Genomic DNA, 17,841 nt, shown 5'->3' with positions numbered 1-17,841 from the left:
TTTATTTTGCTTTACCTTGATTAGCAACTTTAGCAATAGCTTCACGGACTTTTTCTTCATCTGCAAGATAACGAGAGGTGATGGGTTTTAAGTTTTCGTCAAGTTCGTAAAGCAGAGGTATACCAGTTGGAATGTTATAGTGCAGAATATCTTGTTCGCTCATGTTTTCCAAGTATTTGACGATACCTCGAAGGCTGTTACCATGAGCTACAATAAGAATGTTTTTTCCTTCAAGTAAGTTGGGTGCTATTTGGTTTTCCCAGAGCGGAATTACACGACGTATGGTATCTTGAAGCGATTCGCCGCGTAAATAAATCATATCATCAATGTTTTGATATCTTTTTTCGAGAAGCATGGGTTTAACCTCTTCTTCATCAAGCAAAGGGGGGCGAACGTCATAGGCTCGACGCCACAACAAAACCTGTTCTTCTCCGTATTTAGCTGCCATTTCTGCTTTATTTAGGCCTTGTAGTTTACCATAATGTTTCTCGTTCAATCTCCAATGGGGTATGATTGGCACCCACATTCTATCCATAGCTTCAAGAGTTAACCAGCAGGTTTTAATAGCCCTTTTAAGTACGGAAGTGTAAGCTAGGTCAAATTCGATTTTTTCATTTTTAAGAGCTTGACCAGCTTCCTTAGCTTCCTCAACTCCTTTTTCACTTAAATCTACGTCAATCCATCCAGTAAATCTGTTTTCCTTGTTGTAGATGCTCTCTCCGTGTCTTAATAAAACTAGTTTTTTCATATGTGAGAATTTTTTCAAATTTAGAACTTTTTCTTTTTGACGGCTTTTTTATTAGACAAGTTAGATAAATTTGAGCTATGTTTGCAAAAAAATGAAGTTTACAAATAAAGTAGTTGTCATTACTGGTGCATCGTCGGGTATAGGAAAAGCTTTGGCTGAACTCTTTTTGAATGAACTTGAAGCACGAGTGGTTTTATTTGCAAGAAGTGAAGAAAAAATGCTGGAAGTAGTTAATAATCATCCCAATGAAAGATGGATGATTGTTAAAGGTGATGTTACACGAGAAGAAGATTGCCAGCGTCTTATTCATATGACAGTTGAACGTTTTAATAAGATTGATGTTCTCATTAACAACGCTGGTATATCTATGCGAGCACTGTTTGAAGATGTTGATCTTGCTGTTTTGAAAAAATTGATGGATGTAAATTTTTGGGGGACGGTTTATTGTACTAAGTTTGCTTTACCATATTTGCTTAAGTCGCGTGGATCTGTAGTGGGAGTTTCCTCTATTGCTGGTTATCAGGGCCTTCCTGCGCGAACGGGCTATTCTGCATCAAAGTTTGCTATGCATGGCTTTTTAAACACTTTGAGAATTGAGACCATGAAAGAAGGACTGCATGTAATGATAGCGTGTCCAGGATTTACTGCATCCAATATCAGATTTTCGGCCCTTACTGCAGATGGTACTGTGCAAGGAGATACGCCACTTAAAGAAGAAAAGCTAATGACACCTGAGGAAGTAGCACGAAAAATAGCAAAAGGTATTAATAAAAGAAGACGAGAGGTCATTATGACAACGCAGGGAAAACTTACAGTTTTTCTTGGAAAATTCTTTCCATCCTTGGTCGATCGTCTTGTGTATCATCATATGAAAAAAGAACAAAATTCACCTTTAAAATAAGCATTCAATATGAAAAGCTTGTGGTTATTTTTTTCATTTTTTTTGTTAGCAACAATTTTAAATGGCCAATACAAAAAAGCTTATCGACTTGTTGATCAAAATGGACGGGACGTTCAATGGAATCAATGGATCGATGATTTATCTAGGCAAGATATAGTTTTATTTGGTGAATTGCACAACAATCCCATTGCTCATTGGTTGGAATTTGAACTGGTAAAGGCATTGTATCAGAAAAAAGGAAAGCAATTGGTTGTGGGAGCAGAAATGTTTGAAAGAGATGATCAGTTGTTAATAGATGAATATTTAAGTGGATTAATTAAGCAAAAGAATTTTGAAGAAGAAGCAAAACTTTGGAATAATTATCAAACAGATTACAAGCCTATTCTTGAATTTGCAAAAGAAAAAGGAATTTTGTTTGTAGCGACCAATGTTCCACGAAGATATGCTGCCTTAGTACATTCGAAAGGTCTTGCTGCACTTGATATTTTATCCGCTGATGCTAAGCTACACATTGCACCTCTTCCCATTGAATTCGATTCGACATTAGGATGCTATAAGAATATGTTAAATATGGGTAGTCATAAGACTGGCATTACTTTCGCTCAGGCTCAGGCAGTCAAAGACGCAACCATGGCACATTTCATCCTGAAAAATTGGAATCCAGGAATAACTTTTTTTCATATTAATGGGGCTTATCACTCTGATAACTTCGAAGGTATCGTTTGGTATTTGAAAAGAAAACAACCTAACTTAAAGATTGTTACTTTGACAACAGTAGAAATGGAAGAAATTGAAAACATATCTTTCAAAGAGTTGCCACGAGCAAATTTTTATCTGATAGTTCCTACCTCGATGACTAAAACATATTAGTCAACAGAATCAAATGTAGACGTATATACTCGATAAACATAAGTTTTACTTATTTTTTCGCGATCTGGAATCATCATATTAAGGGGTATCCAAATATTATCTTCATTATCTAGATAATCGATATGATATTTGTCTACCGGGGAAGAGGTAAAAATGAGTTGATCTGAGTTTGTGAGTTTCATAGCGGTTAATAATTCATGTTCGCTATTGTTTAGATTAATCACATCTTTTTTGAATAAACGTGATGAAAACTTAAGTAAGATTGGATGATAATAAGGATTTTCATCGTCGGGGATGGAATTGATCCCAACATAAATGTATTTTCCATCTGTTAAAAGTATCGGATTAAAACCTTCTAACATTGAATATTGAGTGATTTGTGTTTCGAGAATTGTTCCCTCATCAGATATGCGGCTTAAAAAAAGTTTTTTCTCTCCTCTTTCATAACCAGCCAAAATATACTGATTGTTGATATATGTAAGTGATTGTGGAACAAGGTTGGTATCTAGATGGAGTGGAATTGTTTTTAAAATTGTCATCTGGGAAAGACTGATTTCCGTAATGTTGTAAAAATCTAGGTTTCTGATTTTATTTTTATTTAAAGTGATAACCCTGTCGTCATTTATGATGGTGACATTTACCCAAATAGTCATTTGATCTGACATGGGAACAGTGAAAGAATACCAATTTCCGTTTTTCAAATTAATATTCAAAATAGAAGGAAGCATCATCTGTAATCTTTCATGGTAGCTTCTTCCACTGACGTAAAGTACATTGTTGATTGGTTCAGCCCAGAATGGGTAAAACGACATGGGATAATTTGATAAATAGTAGTAAAAATAGATCTGCGAAAAGTCATTTTCTGTAAGGGCCAGAAGGTGGAAAAGATTTCGTTTGTTTTTTTCATAAAAGCCACCAATACAAATGGAAGGTGTGTCATTGATCATTACAAATTTGCCAAAGCAAGGGTAGATCTTCTTATAATGATTTTGATTCAAAAAGTCGTTTTGGTATTTAATTTTTCCATTGTTATTTAACACATATAAGATTAAGTTGGGTCGATTGGTTTGTTCGCCTTTCTGGATAGCTAAAAGTTTAATTTCATTGTTTTGCACTTTTAAATCTGAAATGGAGAAAATTTGAATAGGTAGTTGAATGTTCCATTCTGTTTGACCATTTTTATCCATTTTACATAACCATTTTCTAGGTGGTTCATGCCATTTTGTTTTGGCTTCACCAAGAATGTATAAGAATCCATCTCCAGGATCAAAGATTTTATTTGCTGTTTCAAAGTAAAGACCTTCAAAAGTTTTTCGCCAAACCACGTCACCACTTGGATTAACCTTATTTATGAAATAGTCGGTTTCACCATTTGGTTTGTTGATGTAGCCAATTATGTATAAATGATCATCAGTGAGAATCGCATCGGTAGCCATTTCATCTTCCTGGCCAGAGATAGAAAAGTTTATCGTTTCCTTTTCTCCCTCGAAAATATGTACATAAATATCATGATCTTTCGTTAATTTTGAACTATAGTTTTCGATAACCGCAAATTTTGAATCGTCGATTTTGATAAGTTTAACGGGAATTTTATCCTCGTTTTCACCATAAAAGAAGATAGTTTTCAATGAGTTTAAATTCTTTGAAGACAACCAAATCAGAGCATAATAGGAGAGATATTCTCCTTGGTTCTTGAGTTGAACGAGCAATATAGCGTTTTCATTCTGACCGATGATGGAAATGGGATGAACATCGTACATTTTGGGGAAAATTGAAATAAAATTTGAAATAAAATCAAAACTATTTTTAGGAATGATTCGGACAATTTGAGCATAACGTGAATTTTTTAATATGGAATCCCTTAGGTTTGAAAAAGAGAAAATACTTCCATCATTCTTGCAAAGAGAAGTCAAATATATATCCACATCATGATGGAAAAAAACAATATGATATTCAATCATTTCAGGGTTAATACAATAAAGTGCATTCCTAGTATTAAGGTAGAAATCGTTGGGATTAGATTTTGTAGGAAAGATACGCAATGGTAAGTTAGATTTTTCATAAAAGTTTACGATTTTATTAATGCTTCCATCAGGATTTAGGTATACCATCGATAATTCCCCATCTGAGTTAAGACCTATAAAGTTTATTTCGTTCTGAGGTGTTATGAGAAAGTCAGAGGCAATAAAATCTTCGATAATGATTTTCGAGATTTCTTTCTTTTTGCATGAAAGAATAGCTTGAATAAATAATAAAATCATAATGATACGACAAAAATAGTTTTTCATCAAACGAAAATTTTACAAAGAACAAATATCTATAAATTCTTCAATTTTGTGAGATAAGATATAACTTTTCAAAAGGAAAGATGTTTGCCATTTTAATAATATTTCATAAAGCTTATGAAAAATGTGTAATTTTGCTCAAATCTTTGTCGTATGTTTAGCTATTACCGTAAACTTAACATTATTTTAGGCTGGTTAATTTTTGCTGTGGGTGCTTTTGTTTATATTTCTACAGCAGAGCCTACAGCCAGTTTCTGGGATTGTGGAGAATACATTGCAACGTCATATAAACTACAAGTAGGTCACCCTCCCGGAGCCCCCACCTTTCAATTGCTTGCTCGAATTTTTACATTATTTGCTTCATCGCCCGAGAACGTTGCTTTTATGGTAAATTTAATGTCGGCTTTGGTGAGTGCTTTCACTGTTATGTTTCTTTTCTGGATTATTACGTATTATGCACGAAGGCTTTTTGTAAAGGAAGAACTTTCTGACATTGAAGTTCTAACTGTGTTAGGTGCAGGTTTGATAGGTTCCCTTGCATATATGTTCTCAGATTCGTTTTGGTTCAATGCTGTCGAGGGTGAAGTGTATGCAACATCATCTTTTTTTACGGCACTGGTTTTCTGGGCTATGATTAAATGGGATGAGGAAGCAGACCAACCCTCTTCATATCGTTGGTTGATTTTCATTGCTTTCATGGTAGGTCTCTCCATCGGTGTTCACTTGCTCAATTTGCTGACTTTACCTGCACTTGTAATGATTTATTATTATCGTAAGTTTAAAGTAAATTTGAAAGGGGTCGTCGTTGCTTTAATTTTATCAGTTATTTTACTAGGTTTTATGTTTTATCTTTTAATTCCTGGTCTTATTAATTGGGCTGGTAAGATTGAGATTTTCTTTGTTAATCAGCTAGGTTTGCCCTTTAATAGTGGTACCATTTTTTACTTTCTTTTTTGGGCTGGTTTGCTAACATGGGCCATCATTTATACCCATCGAAAGGGAAAAATAGTTTGGAATACTATTGCCTTGGCATTTACTTTTATCCTTATTGGATATTCTACTTTCTTGACCTTGGTTATCCGAAGCAATGCTGGTACGCCTATCAATGAAAATGCACCTAAAGATGCACCAGCTTTACTCAGTTATCTAAATCGTGAGCAATATGGAACAGTTCCCTTATTCTACGGCCAATATTTTAATGCTCCTTTTGAAGATGGCTCAAAATGGAAAGATGGTACTCCCAAATATGAAAGAGACGATAAGTTGGGCAAATATGTTATTATTGACGAAAGGAAAAAAGCTATTCCTCGCTATCAACGTAAATTTTGTACTATTTTCCCCAGAATGTGGAGCAATCAGGAAGATTCGCACATTGATGCCTACATATCTTGGACAGGCATGAAAGAAAGCGACCTTTATTACCCCGCCGTCGATCAACAAGGCAATCCAGTGATTGGAAGAGACGGGAAGGTGGTATACGACAGAAATCGTCCTAAAAATCCTCCCTCCTTTATAAAGAATTTACTCTTTTTCTTTAAATACCAGTTAGGTCACATGTATTTTCGTTATTTTTTGTGGAATTTTTCTGGTAGGCAGAATGATATTCAAGGACATGGTGCTCCTCATGAGGGAAACTGGATAACTGGGATTTCTTTTATTGATCAAGCACTTTATGGTGATCAAGACAAATTGCCTTCTGATTTAAAAAACAACAAAGGAAATAATAAATATTATCTTTTACCATTGATTCTTGGTTTAATTGGCTTGTTTTATCATTTAAATAAGCATCCTAAGGATTTTTTCATTGTTTTTCTTTTCTTCATCATGACTGGGATTGCTATTGTGGTATATTTGAATCAGTATCCATATCAGCCACGTGAACGAGATTATGCATATGTGGGAAGTTTTTACGCTTTTGCAGTTTGGATTGGTCTCGGCATTGTTGCTCTGACCAATTGGCTCAGAAAAATTAAACTTCTTAATAACTCAGTAACTCCCATAGGGGTTACCTTAATGACTTTTTTTGCTGTACCTTACATCATGGCTCATGAAAATTGGGATGATCACGATAGGAGCAATCGATATACAGCTAGAGATTTTGCTAAGAATTATTTAGCTTCTTGTCCTCCTAATGCTATTCTGTTTACCAATGGCGATAACGATACTTTTCCCTTATGGTATGTTCAGGAAGTAGAAGGCTTTCGAACAGATGTGAGAGTAGTTAACATGTCTCTTTTCAACACCGATTGGTACGCTGATCAGGTCAAAAAGAAAGCATATGACTCTGATCCTGTGCCCATGTCAATGTCACATGAACAATACCGGCAGGGTACTAGAGATATTGTTTACTTGTTTGATGGAAAAGAACTTGGTCTTAATGTGAAAGGTTATGTTAATTTAAAGGAATTGTTCAATATTTTACATAAATCACCAGAAAAGCTCAAAATGCATTTCCAAGGAATGACGCTTGATTACTTTCCAACTAGAAAATTTTACATACCTGTGGATAAGAAAACTGTTTTGGAAAATGGTGTTGTTCCTCCACATATGGCTGATAAAATTGTAGATAGTGTAAAATTTGAAATTAATCGTCGTGCATTACAAAAGAATGCCTTATTCCTACTTGACATTTTAGCTCATTTTGACTGGAAACGTCCCATATGCTTTGCCGTAACAACAGGTTCTGATGTGTATTATGGATTGCAGAATTATTTTGCATTGGAAGGAATGGTTTACAGATTAGTTCCTATTTATACTCCTGAACTGAGTGAAGATGGTTCTTATGGTTGGGTCAATACACAAGCTATGTATGACAACATGATGAATAAATTTGTTTGGGGTAACGTCAATGGTGATGATGTGTATTTAGATGAAAATAACCTGCGTTTTGTGATGAATTTTAGACAAAATTTTGCTCGTCTTGCTAAGGCTCTCATCCGAGAAAATAAAATAGATAGTGCACTTAAAGTTCTTGATAAGGCTTGTGAGCTCTTTCCTAAAGATAAAGCTTATTACAATTTTTTCGTTTTGCCTATTGCTGAAGCCTATCTTGAAGCAAAAGCTTATGATAAAGGTTTACAAGTACTCGAAGATCTCATGAAATTGACAGTGGAAAAACTAGATTATCTATTTACATTACGCAATGATTTGCAAGCTTATGTTTCTATTGACAAGCAACAGAATTTATTTGTAATGCAGCAAATCATCAATAACCTTGAAAAAATCAACAATACAGAAAATATTGATTCCACTGTTAAAGACAGAGTGAAAAATATGCTTTCAGGAAACAAAGAAAAATTTGATTCATACTTACAAATGTTTATGTCTTCATTTTAAACTATGCTCGTTAGGCCTTATTTGATTATGAATATTTTTCATGATAAAGTCATCTGGCGTGGTGACCGAAATGATAGAATTGTATATTTGACATTTGATGATGGTCCTACACCTCATACAACCGAGGCAATACTAGAAATTTTAGAAGTGAAAAACGTTAAAGCAACCTTTTTTTGTGTTGGCGACAATGTTCGAAAATATCCACATCTTTATGAAACAATAACTTCTTTTAATCATGAAACGGGAAACCACACTTTTCACCATCTTAATGGATGGAAAACATCGACAAATACATATGTTGAAAATGTGATAGCTTGTGAAAGTTTTTTTCAAACACCTTTCTTTCGTCCTCCTTATGGGAAACTTACTTATTCTCAGTATCTGCAAATAAAACAACGATATCTAGTTGTGATGTGGGATACATTAAGCATGGATTATGCGTCTACTGAAACACATGTTTCATGCTTGAAACGTCTAATAAGATATACTAGATTTGGATCTGTAGTAGTTTTTCATGATAACGTCAAATCTAGAGCGACTTTACTAAAATGCCTACCTGCTTATTTAGATTTTTTGAAAAACGAAGGATATACGTGCAGAACCATAACAGATTTTGTCATAAAAAAAGTTCACATATGAAAAGTTTTTCAATCGAGAAATGGGATAGCATAAAAAATGAATTGTATTCAGAGATGATTGAACAGGAACAGATTTATGGAGAGCTCATTGGTTTTATCGACCTAACCTCTCTCGAAGCTACTGATCATGAAGAAAAGATAAAAAATTTAGTCCAAAAAGCACTTCGTACGATAAACCTTGGAGATAATAAAAGAGCTGTGGCAGCAGTTTGTGTATATCCTGTTTTTGTACGCCAGGTTGCTGAAGCTCTAAAGGGGACAGGGATTCAGGTAGCTGCCGTTGCAGGTGCATTTCCATCCGGTCAAAGTCCTCTCTATCTTAGGTTAGAGGAGGTAAAATATGCTTTAAATGAAGGGGCGACAGAAATTGACATGGTTATATCTCGCGGAAAAATGCTAGTTGGGGATAGAGATTTCATTTTCAAAGAAGTTTACGAACATAAAAAAGTCTGTGGTGACGCTCATCTTAAGGTTATTCTTGAGACAGGTGAATTGAAGGATTCAGAGCTCATTTACGAGGCTTCGATGATTTCGATGAAGGCCGGTGCCGATTTCATTAAGACTTCAACTGGCAAAATTCAACCTGCTGCAACACTTGAAGCCTCGTGGGTTATGCTTGAAGCCATCAAGGATTTTTATCAAAAAACTGGTAAAAAAGTAGGTTTCAAAGCTGCAGGTGGCATAACTGAAGCAGCGACAGCTTATCAATATTATGCACTGGTTAAAAAAATTTTAGGTAAAGACTGGCTCACACCTTCGCTTTTCCGAATAGGAGCAAGTAGGTTGCTCGATCAGCTTTTGCAAAAAATTCATGAATAAAAAATTTTTTGTACCCAAATCTTTTTTTATTAAAACTTTTTATATCATACGAAACCTAGTTGTAGTTTTTGTTTTATTTTCGATAATGCTGATTTTTCTGTACAGATGGATGCCAATCGCTTTTACCCCTTTAATGGTTATTAGAAGTTATGAGCAATGGGTAGCCACAAATGAAAAGATCAAATTCCAATATAAGTGGGTGTCAATTGATTCCATCAGTCCTTACTTGTGGAAAGCTGCTATAGCATCTGAGGATGGTTTTTTTCTCAATCATTGGGGGTTTGATTGGGATGCTATCCGCTATGCTTATGAATACAACAAAACTCACAAAAAAAAAATAGGTGGTAGTACCATATCTCAACAGACAGCAAAAAATGTCTTTTTATGGCCCGATCGAACATGGGTTCGAAAAGGACTTGAGGCATATTTTACTATTCTTATAGAACTCATTTGGGGCAAGCGTCGTATCATGGAAGTATACCTTAACGTAGTTGAAATGGGTCCCGGAATTTATGGAGTAAAAGCAGCATCTTATGCTTATTTTAAGAAACATCCTTATTATCTAAATGCTTCTGAAGCTGCTTTGCTTATAGCTACACTCCCTAACCCACGCAAATGGAATCCATATACGCGAAGCCCTATTCTTTATCGTCGTCAGCAAAGAATATTGAAAAACATGTCTTTTTATCGTATCGATGTGTTGGAACGGAAACCATATTCAGAGATGAGTAAATGGAGTGATAAGCGAGTGTTTTAGGAGTAAAAATTGTTATATTCGTATTTCATTTCTTTTCCAAAATGAAACACAAATTGTAAATCCGTTTTGCCTTCGTTTTTTTATTATTTAAGCAAGATAAGCGTTAAACCTCATTACTCATAGGAAATCATACAAATCGCTGATAAAATTCTTAGAAACAAAAGAAATGCTCATCGAATTTGCTCCCCCAGTAGGACTTGAACCTACGACCCTCTGATTAACAGTCAGATGCTCTAACCGACAGAGCTATGGGGGAATAACGTTGCAAAGTTAGAAAAAAATTTTTTTACCAAACAAAAAAAAACTGAATTTTGCGAAAAAATAAGATGAAAGTTATTTCGGTTGGTAATGCACTGGTAGATTTACTTGTCATGCTTCCTTCTCATGAGGTATTGCGACAACTTGGTTTAGTAAAGGGCAGCATGCAATTGATTGAAAAGAGCATGCGAAGAAACATTCTGGAAATTGTGAAAGATTTTCCTCAAAAAATTGTTAGCGGTGGTTCAGCAGCTAATACAGCTGTCGGTATGGCGCAACTGAACATAAATTCTTCATTCGTGGGTGTTGTAGGTAATGATAATTTTGGAGATTTTTTTCAATTGGATTTAAAAAAACAAGGCGTTCATACTTTTATTGATCTTTGCAAGGAACCAACCGGTGTTTCTATAGTACTTGTAACCCCAGATGGTGAAAGAACATTTGCCACCTTTTTGGGAGCATCTCTGCACTTAACTATCGATGCCATACATCAAGCGATACGGCAAGAAAGATTTGATTGGTTGTACGTAGAGGGATTTTTAGTAGAAAATCATGATTTTTTTGAAAGTATACTCAAGCTTGCAAAGGAAATTAATTTAAAAGTGGGCCTGGATCTTGCTAATTTTGCTGTGGTTGAAAGACATAGAGATTTTTTGTATGAAATGATTCGGAAATATGTTGATCTGGTTTTTGTCAATCGAGAAGAATGTATAGCTTTTTGTCATCAAAAATCTGAAGAATCCATAGATTTCTGGAAATCTATGGGCAAAATAGTTGCTCTTAAGTTGGCAGAAGATGGTGCTATCATAATTTACAAGGATGCTATCGTTTATAGTCCAACCGAAGCTGTTGAACCTCTTGACACTACAGGAGCTGGAGACTTATTTGCTGCTGGATTTATGTTTGGTTTAAGTCAAGGTCTATCTATGGAAAAAACGGCAAAAATTGCTAACTTCGTAGCGCGAGAAATAATTCAAATTATTGGAGCTAAATTACCGGTTGAAAAATGGAGTGAAATAAGGGGAAAAATTAAAAAAATAATTATTGAATAAACTTTACATAAGAAAAATAGTCAGAAATTTGTAAAAAAAAGAGATGAAAAGAATATGTTTTTTAATAGGGGGCCTTTTTAGTTATTTAATAATTTCCTCACAACCCAAAGTATATTTAAACGCAGCAACGCATAATACCACGCAAACAGGATGCTCTTTTTGGTTTTATGATGATGGTACGGAAACTAGTAATTATACGAACAATCAAGATAGATGGATTACATTTGCAAGTTCAAATCCCGTCAATACTCATATACGTCTTGAATTTGCTGCTTTTGATATTGCCAACGATGATACACTTTTTATTTATGATGGGCCAAGTATTAGTTCTCCACTCATTGGGTGGTATAATAATTCTCATCCTTTAACTAACCCAAATACCGTTGTTCAAGCTTCGATCTATAATACATCAGGTAAATTAACAATTCGCTTCAAGAGTAATAATGTTAATAATCGATCAGGTTGGAATGCTGCAGTATCTTGTATCCCACAATGCCAGACTGTAATTGCTGCTGTTGATACACTTGAAATGATTCCTTTACCTGATGATAGTAATTACATTAATATTTGTGCTGGAACACCTATAAAGTTTGCAGCTTTGGGAGCCGGTCCCGGTGCTTTTCCACAAAATGACATTCTGTATCATCAAGATAGCACTACATCTACTTATCATTGGGACTTTGGAGATGGAACACAAGCTAATGGTAGAGTGGTATGGCATACATATCCTGTGACGGGGGGCTATACAGTATATTTAACTGTTACTGATGTAAGAGGGTGCACCAATACTCAACTTTTGCAACTTCGTGTTCGAATAGCTGATAATCCTATAGCACATCTAACACCGCTTCCACACATTTGCGAAGGTGATACCATATATATTCATAGTGGTATGGGTCCAGGGAATCAAATCGTAATTAATCCAACAAATTCTAACATTGTAATCTCTGAGTCTTACGATAGTACGACTTTTATCCCTGATGGTCCCAATTGTCCTCAAACATGCTATCAAACCCCCGTGACTTTTACTTCGTTTCCTCCCGGTTCAACCATTCAAAATGCAAGTGACATTTTGGCTATTTGTATTAACATGGAACATACTTTTGCTGGAGATCTTTCTTTTAGAATCATTTGTCCTAATGGGCAAAGTGTATTGCTAGATAGTTACGATAATTCTGGGGGAAATGATTTGGGACAAGCAAATTACAATGATAATAGTACTTTTCCATGCAATGCTTCTTTAAATCCTCCTGGAACAGGATGGCTTTATTGTTGGAGTCAGATCTATCCTCAGCAGGGATTGTTGAATACACTTGACGGTTCTGGTCCAACTCCTATACCTCCAACAGATACGGTCAATCATACTAATTACATTACACCACAGAATCCTTTATCTGGCTTGGTAGGGTGTCCACTTAATGGAACGTGGAGCATTGAAATATGTGATAATTGGGCAATAGACAATGGGTATGTTTTCTGGTGGGGACTCACGCTTAGCAATACATCATCATCGGGTGGGTGGTCTTACTATGTAGAGATTGACTCGGTAATCTACTATGGTCCTTTTATTTACCAGATAGATGATACTACTGCTCGTGTAGTTCCACAATCGCCGGGAACTTACAATTATACGGTAGTTGTTTATGATGAATACGGTTGTTCGTGGGATACCACCATTACTCTTCAGGTTGTTGATGTGCCTGATGTGAACCTTGGTAACGATACCATTTTGTGCGATGGACAAACTTTAACTCTCAGTGCACCTAATGCTCAATATTATTTCTGGAACACAGGTTCATTGAATCAGTCCATTCAAGTTAATCAAACGGGTTTCTATTCAGTGACAGCTGTCAATGAAACTTCTCAGGTGACTTGCTTTGACAGTGATGAAATTTTTGTCGAGTTTTATCCCAATGCATCAGTCAATCTTGGAAACGACACTTGTGCTTTAAGTGGCCCTATTCTATTGGATGCTGGAAACCCTGGTTTTAGGTATCAATGGTCAACAGGAGATACGTCGCAAATACTTCAAATTAACTCATATGGATCTCATGAATATTGGGTGAGGGTAGGCTATGGTCCTAATTACATGTGTGGAGATAAAGATACTATTCGTGTTACCATTATACCATCTGCGCAGGTAAGTTTGGTGTCTGATGAAATCTGTCCATTTCAGCAAAAACAATACGATGTCACTCAGAATCTTCCTTACTATAGATACATTTGGTCTAGTGGTGACACAACACCTAAAATCATTATTCAAATACCAGATCCTGGCGTTTATCATTATACTGTGCAGATCATTGGTTGTGATACTATAACCGATTCTACCACAGTTACTGTTCTTGATTGTGGCATTATGATTCCTAACATCATTACTCCTGAAAATAAAGACGGATTTAATGATGTATTTCGTATTGTAAATATAGAACACTATCCCAATAGTCATCTTTGGATTTACAATCGATGGGGTAAAAAAGTTTTTGAAAGTAGTAATTATCACAATGAATTCGATGGCGAGAACTTACCTTCCGGAACTTATTACTATATTCTGAGACTAAACTACAATAATGGTAAAACTGAAGATTATCAAGGGACAATCACTATATTGCGTTAATGTTAACACTTTGATAAGCTTACGAATTATCTTTTAGTAGTAGTCCCTGAAATCTGTTTTCTTGGTAATTTTTAGATCTTGTAGTATAGGAGATTTAACACGCAAGGTAAAATTATAACTTTTGCGAAATCCAGTGGGAATCCAATTGAAAATAATTTCCCAACAGTGAAGGTCGCGGTGAATGTTGATACTGGTGTAACTCAACCCCTTGTTGATAAAATCATAACCTGTCATGAAACTCATGCGCCAATTACGAGTTGGTTTGAAATCACCTGTGATAGAGAGTGTTTGAATTCTTTGGTACGGCTTAGTAATCCCTACTAATAAATTTTCAGTATATTGAAACGTATATGAAATGGTAAGTGACCAGGTTGGTATGTAAAATGTAGTATCTTGCGCTTTTTTATTTTTGATGAATGTGCTTTGATTAATGCTATAATTCAAGCTAAGGATGACATTGGAGGAGTTTTTCCTAAGCAAGCGTCGATTTGCTGTCCACTCAAGTGTATTGAGATTTTTACCAAGACTATCAACGGCGTAGGGATCAAATTGTGCTGTGTATCGAATGTCTAATCCTTTGACTATGGCGGTTCTACCACTCATGTTGACCGTAGACCAGCGTAGACTATCGGCAGCTAAATTATAAGAGAAATTAATGTTAAAATAATCTACCAGAGTAATTTTTTTTGTACCAGTGATGGTATCATTTTTTGATTTTACTTTCATTTCCAAATTGTTATTAAAATTAAAGGTGATCAAAGCTGCTTTTCCTGAAGGTGGTGCGCCAAAAATAGGATTGGTGAAAATAGAATATGGAATTGCTTGTGTCGAAGATGGTGGCACGAAATATCGATAGTATCGCCATATGGATGTGGTGTAATCTGGTCGCCATGAAAAGCCAATGTTCGGTGTGAAAACGTGTCGGATAGCTTGTATAGGGCCTTTTTTATATAAAATAAATGTGAAGAATTGGGTGGAGAAATTTGAATTAAGAGCTATCTCGTGAACGGGCTTAAATTCCCTTAACGTGTCGGTCAGAATGCTGTCTAATTGATTATCGTAGCGTTTTCGAATGGTCCGAAAATACCATTTTTCTGTAAATGAACAAGAAGTGTTCCACGTTATTACTCGGAAAAGGTTTAGGGGAAGGTAAAAAGGGATATGATGTTTTATGCCATAATTGAAATTGTTAGGACTAAAAGATGAAAAAAGAAGTGTGTCTAAGGTTTCCAATGAGTTTTTTGCTTGAAACATGTAGGATGTATTTATTTTTTCAAGCCATTTAAACCGTAAGGATGGCTTTTGAGGATTGCGGAAAGGGTACCATCGAGAGCTAGTTAAAAGCAGATCCGGTAGTGTAATGGCAAATTGATGAGTTTGCTTATTTTGAGAATGATTGGCCGTGATGGCGAGATTGAAAGCAGAAGAAAGTTGAGTCGAATAGGCAATGGATGAAGAATAGTTTGAGCTAAGGTAGTCGTTGGCACTAGATGGATTGAAGGTAGTATAGTTGGAAGAACCTGCCTGAACATTAGCTGAAAAACGACTTCGAGGACGGGCGCGTGGATCTTGTTGGTGTTGCCATCGAATGAAAACATCCTTGTGACGCTGATATTGGCTAGTGAATTTCTCACCAAATACGTTGATAGCATAATTTAAGTTAAGAGATCCTTCAAACTTGTATCGTTTTTTGTAATTGCTATAAATCTTAGCAGCCCAGCTTCCTCGAGAATAAATATCGCCCCTTAGAGCAAGATCAATATAATCGCTAATCCCAAAATAATATCCTCCATTTTCGAGAAAAAAGCCACGGTTAGCACTTTCTCCGTAAGATGGTATAAGAAAACCCGATGATCGTTTTTTCTGATTAGGAAAATATCCAAAAGGCAGAGCAAGAGGCGTAGGTATATCCTCTACTTCAAGCCAGATGGTACCGGTCAAAATATGATGGTTGCGTTCTACCCTTGCTTTGTCGAAACAAATGCTATAATGAGGATGTTCCAACTCACATGTGGTAAAAGCACCACGTTTAACAAGATAAATAGAATCATTCAGTTGTTTAATTTTTTCTCCATGTAGGTAGCCACCAGCTTCTTCACTGTGAATGTTATAAATAAATCCTTTCTTGGTTTCAAAATAATACCATAAACTATCTGTTTTGACCTCTCTTTCTTTGTCTTTTAAAATGGGATGCTGAACATACTTCCCACTACTATCTATGATACCTTTGGCTATGAGTTTGCTTTGTCCAAAGTCAATGCAAATACATCCAGCGTCTAGAACAATGTCTTCATATTCGACATGAGCTTTACCATAAAGACAAACTTTCTTTTCTTTGAATTCATAAATTAAAGAATCATCGCAGGAATAGTGTATGGGATTTGGTATAAGATTTGACATAGGGAAGGTATCGCTACTCATTTCTTGGGCAAATCCTGCCGTCATGATGAACAGCATGAAAAATAAAAAAGCCGTGTTTTTCACTCTATTCAAAAAAAGTATTTTTGTAAAGATAGAAGCAAAATTACGTATTTGAAATGAAAAACTGGTTTTTAATTCTTTGTTTTTCATATGCATTATTACATGGGCAAAAAAATGATACGTGGGTAGTTGTTTTGGATCCTGGTCACGGAGGCAAGGATCCTGGAGCCACCGGTAAGTTACTTCAAGAAAAACAAATAGTCCTTGATGTTGCATTGCGATTGGAAAAGTATTTGCTTACCATGCCGGATGTAAAAGTAATCTTAACGCGGAAAAAGGATATTTTTTTACCATTGCATGAAAGGGCTAGTATAGCTAATAAAAACCAAGCTGACTTGTTTGTTTCCATCCATTGTAATGCCAGCAAAAAAAAGGACGTAAAAGGTTTTGAAATTTTCGTTATGGGAATGGATAAATCTGATGAAAACTTAGAAGTTGCCATGAAAGAAAATTCTGTTGTGACCATGGAAGAAAACTATCAATCTGTTTACAAGGGCATTGATCCCAATTCAGCGGAAGCATATATCATATTCAGTAATCTTCAAAGTATCTATTTGCAAAAGAGTTTACAGGCTGCAACCATCATCAAAAAGCATTTTGAACAACTGACTCATTTTGATAATCGAGGAATTAAACAAGCTCCTTTTTTTGTATTATGGAAAACAACAATGCCATCTGTGCTTATCGAGCTTGAATTTATTTCAAATGCGGAGCAAGAAAAGCTTCTTGCTAAGGATTCTGTCAAAGAAAAGTTAGCTTATGCAATTTATAAAGCTTTAGTTGAATATAGAAATCAGATTCAAGGAACGGAAATTAATCCTGTTGAAATGTTTTCTATTCAAAGTACACAACATAATATTGTTTACCTAGTTCAGTTTGCTAGCTTGAAAACACCTTTGGATACAAGCCATGAAAAATTTAGAAATTTTAGACCTATCTCTGTTGAAAAACAAGGAAGTTATTATGTTTATTTTTCGGGAAAGTTTTCCAGCAATAACGAAGCCGATAAACACAAAAAATGGATCATTTCTCAAGGGTACAAAGATGCCATAGTTGTGAGCAGAAAAGTCAAAAAATGA

Annotated in this window: 12 protein-coding genes and 1 tRNA gene; 9 read left to right on the top strand and 4 right to left on the bottom strand. The window is 35.4% G+C overall.

Features of this window, described 5'->3' with window-relative positions; translation table 11 throughout:
* Position 1 precedes the first annotated feature (1 nt).
* Positions 2-748: a 2,3-diphosphoglycerate-dependent phosphoglycerate mutase gene (gene gpmA / locus N2Z72_09020; GenBank protein ID MCX7697814.1), complete on the bottom strand. Its 747-nt coding sequence runs from the start codon at positions 746-748 to the stop codon at positions 2-4.
* A 91-nt stretch (positions 749-839) separates the two neighbouring features.
* Between gpmA and N2Z72_09015 the strand changes: the two genes are divergently transcribed.
* Positions 840-1,649, top strand: coding sequence for an SDR family oxidoreductase (locus N2Z72_09015; GenBank protein ID MCX7697813.1), 810 nt, complete (start codon positions 840-842; stop codon positions 1,647-1,649).
* A 9-nt stretch (positions 1,650-1,658) separates the two neighbouring features.
* Positions 1,659-2,519 (top strand): ChaN family lipoprotein, encoded by an 861-nt coding sequence (locus tag N2Z72_09010; protein MCX7697812.1) that lies wholly within the window; start codon positions 1,659-1,661, stop codon positions 2,517-2,519.
* Here the strand turns inward: N2Z72_09010 and N2Z72_09005 are convergent.
* The gene (locus tag N2Z72_09005; GenBank protein MCX7697811.1) at positions 2,516-4,807 is read right to left on the bottom strand and encodes a hypothetical protein; all 2,292 of its coding nucleotides are present in this window, start codon (positions 4,805-4,807) and stop codon (positions 2,516-2,518) included. The two genes, N2Z72_09010 and N2Z72_09005, sit on opposite strands and share 4 nt — an antisense overlap.
* 150 nt (positions 4,808-4,957) lie before the next feature.
* Between N2Z72_09005 and N2Z72_09000 the strand changes: the two genes are divergently transcribed.
* From N2Z72_09000 to mtgA, 4 genes are read left to right on the top strand one after another with little or no spacing between them, the layout of a single operon-like run.
* On the top strand, positions 4,958-8,140 hold the full coding sequence (locus tag N2Z72_09000) for a DUF2723 domain-containing protein (protein ID MCX7697810.1): 3,183 nt from the start codon (positions 4,958-4,960) through the stop codon (positions 8,138-8,140).
* 3 nt (positions 8,141-8,143) lie between these two features.
* Positions 8,144-8,779 (top strand): polysaccharide deacetylase family protein, encoded by a 636-nt coding sequence (locus N2Z72_08995; GenBank protein MCX7697809.1) that lies wholly within the window; start codon positions 8,144-8,146, stop codon positions 8,777-8,779.
* Positions 8,776-9,597, top strand: a complete 822-nt coding sequence (gene deoC / locus N2Z72_08990) for a deoxyribose-phosphate aldolase (GenBank protein MCX7697808.1) — start codon at positions 8,776-8,778, stop codon at positions 9,595-9,597. The genes N2Z72_08995 and deoC overlap by 4 nt, the downstream gene beginning before the upstream one ends.
* Positions 9,590-10,354 carry a monofunctional biosynthetic peptidoglycan transglycosylase gene (gene mtgA / locus N2Z72_08985; protein ID MCX7697807.1) on the top strand — a complete coding sequence of 255 codons (765 nt, stop codon included), beginning with the start codon at positions 9,590-9,592 and terminating at the stop codon, positions 10,352-10,354. The genes deoC and mtgA overlap by 8 nt, the downstream gene beginning before the upstream one ends.
* Positions 10,355-10,536: 182 nt before the next feature.
* Here the strand turns inward: mtgA and N2Z72_08980 are convergent.
* A tRNA-Asn gene (locus tag N2Z72_08980) sits at positions 10,537-10,610 on the bottom strand.
* A gap of 70 nt (positions 10,611-10,680) precedes the next feature.
* Between N2Z72_08980 and N2Z72_08975 the strand changes: the two genes are divergently transcribed.
* Complete coding sequence (locus tag N2Z72_08975; GenBank protein MCX7697806.1) at positions 10,681-11,664, top strand: adenosine kinase; 984 nt, start codon at positions 10,681-10,683, stop codon at positions 11,662-11,664.
* 43 nt (positions 11,665-11,707) lie between these two features.
* Positions 11,708-14,281 (top strand): gliding motility-associated C-terminal domain-containing protein, encoded by a 2,574-nt coding sequence (locus N2Z72_08970; protein ID MCX7697805.1) that lies wholly within the window; start codon positions 11,708-11,710, stop codon positions 14,279-14,281.
* Between the two features lie 33 nt (positions 14,282-14,314).
* Here N2Z72_08970 and N2Z72_08965 read toward each other — a convergent pair whose 3' ends face one another.
* Complete coding sequence (locus N2Z72_08965; protein MCX7697804.1) at positions 14,315-16,765, bottom strand: putative LPS assembly protein LptD; 2,451 nt, start codon at positions 16,763-16,765, stop codon at positions 14,315-14,317.
* A gap of 53 nt (positions 16,766-16,818) precedes the next feature.
* Between N2Z72_08965 and N2Z72_08960 the strand changes: the two genes are divergently transcribed.
* Positions 16,819-17,841 (top strand): N-acetylmuramoyl-L-alanine amidase, encoded by a 1,023-nt coding sequence (locus N2Z72_08960; protein MCX7697803.1) that lies wholly within the window; start codon positions 16,819-16,821, stop codon positions 17,839-17,841.

The sequence above is a fragment of the Bacteroidales bacterium genome, from assembly GCA_026418905.1.
Classification (GTDB): Bacteria; Bacteroidota; Bacteroidia; order Bacteroidales; family DTU049; genus JAOAAK01.
The sequence above is the reverse complement of the archived record's forward strand: the minus strand, read 5'-3'. Positions and strand labels throughout refer to the sequence as shown.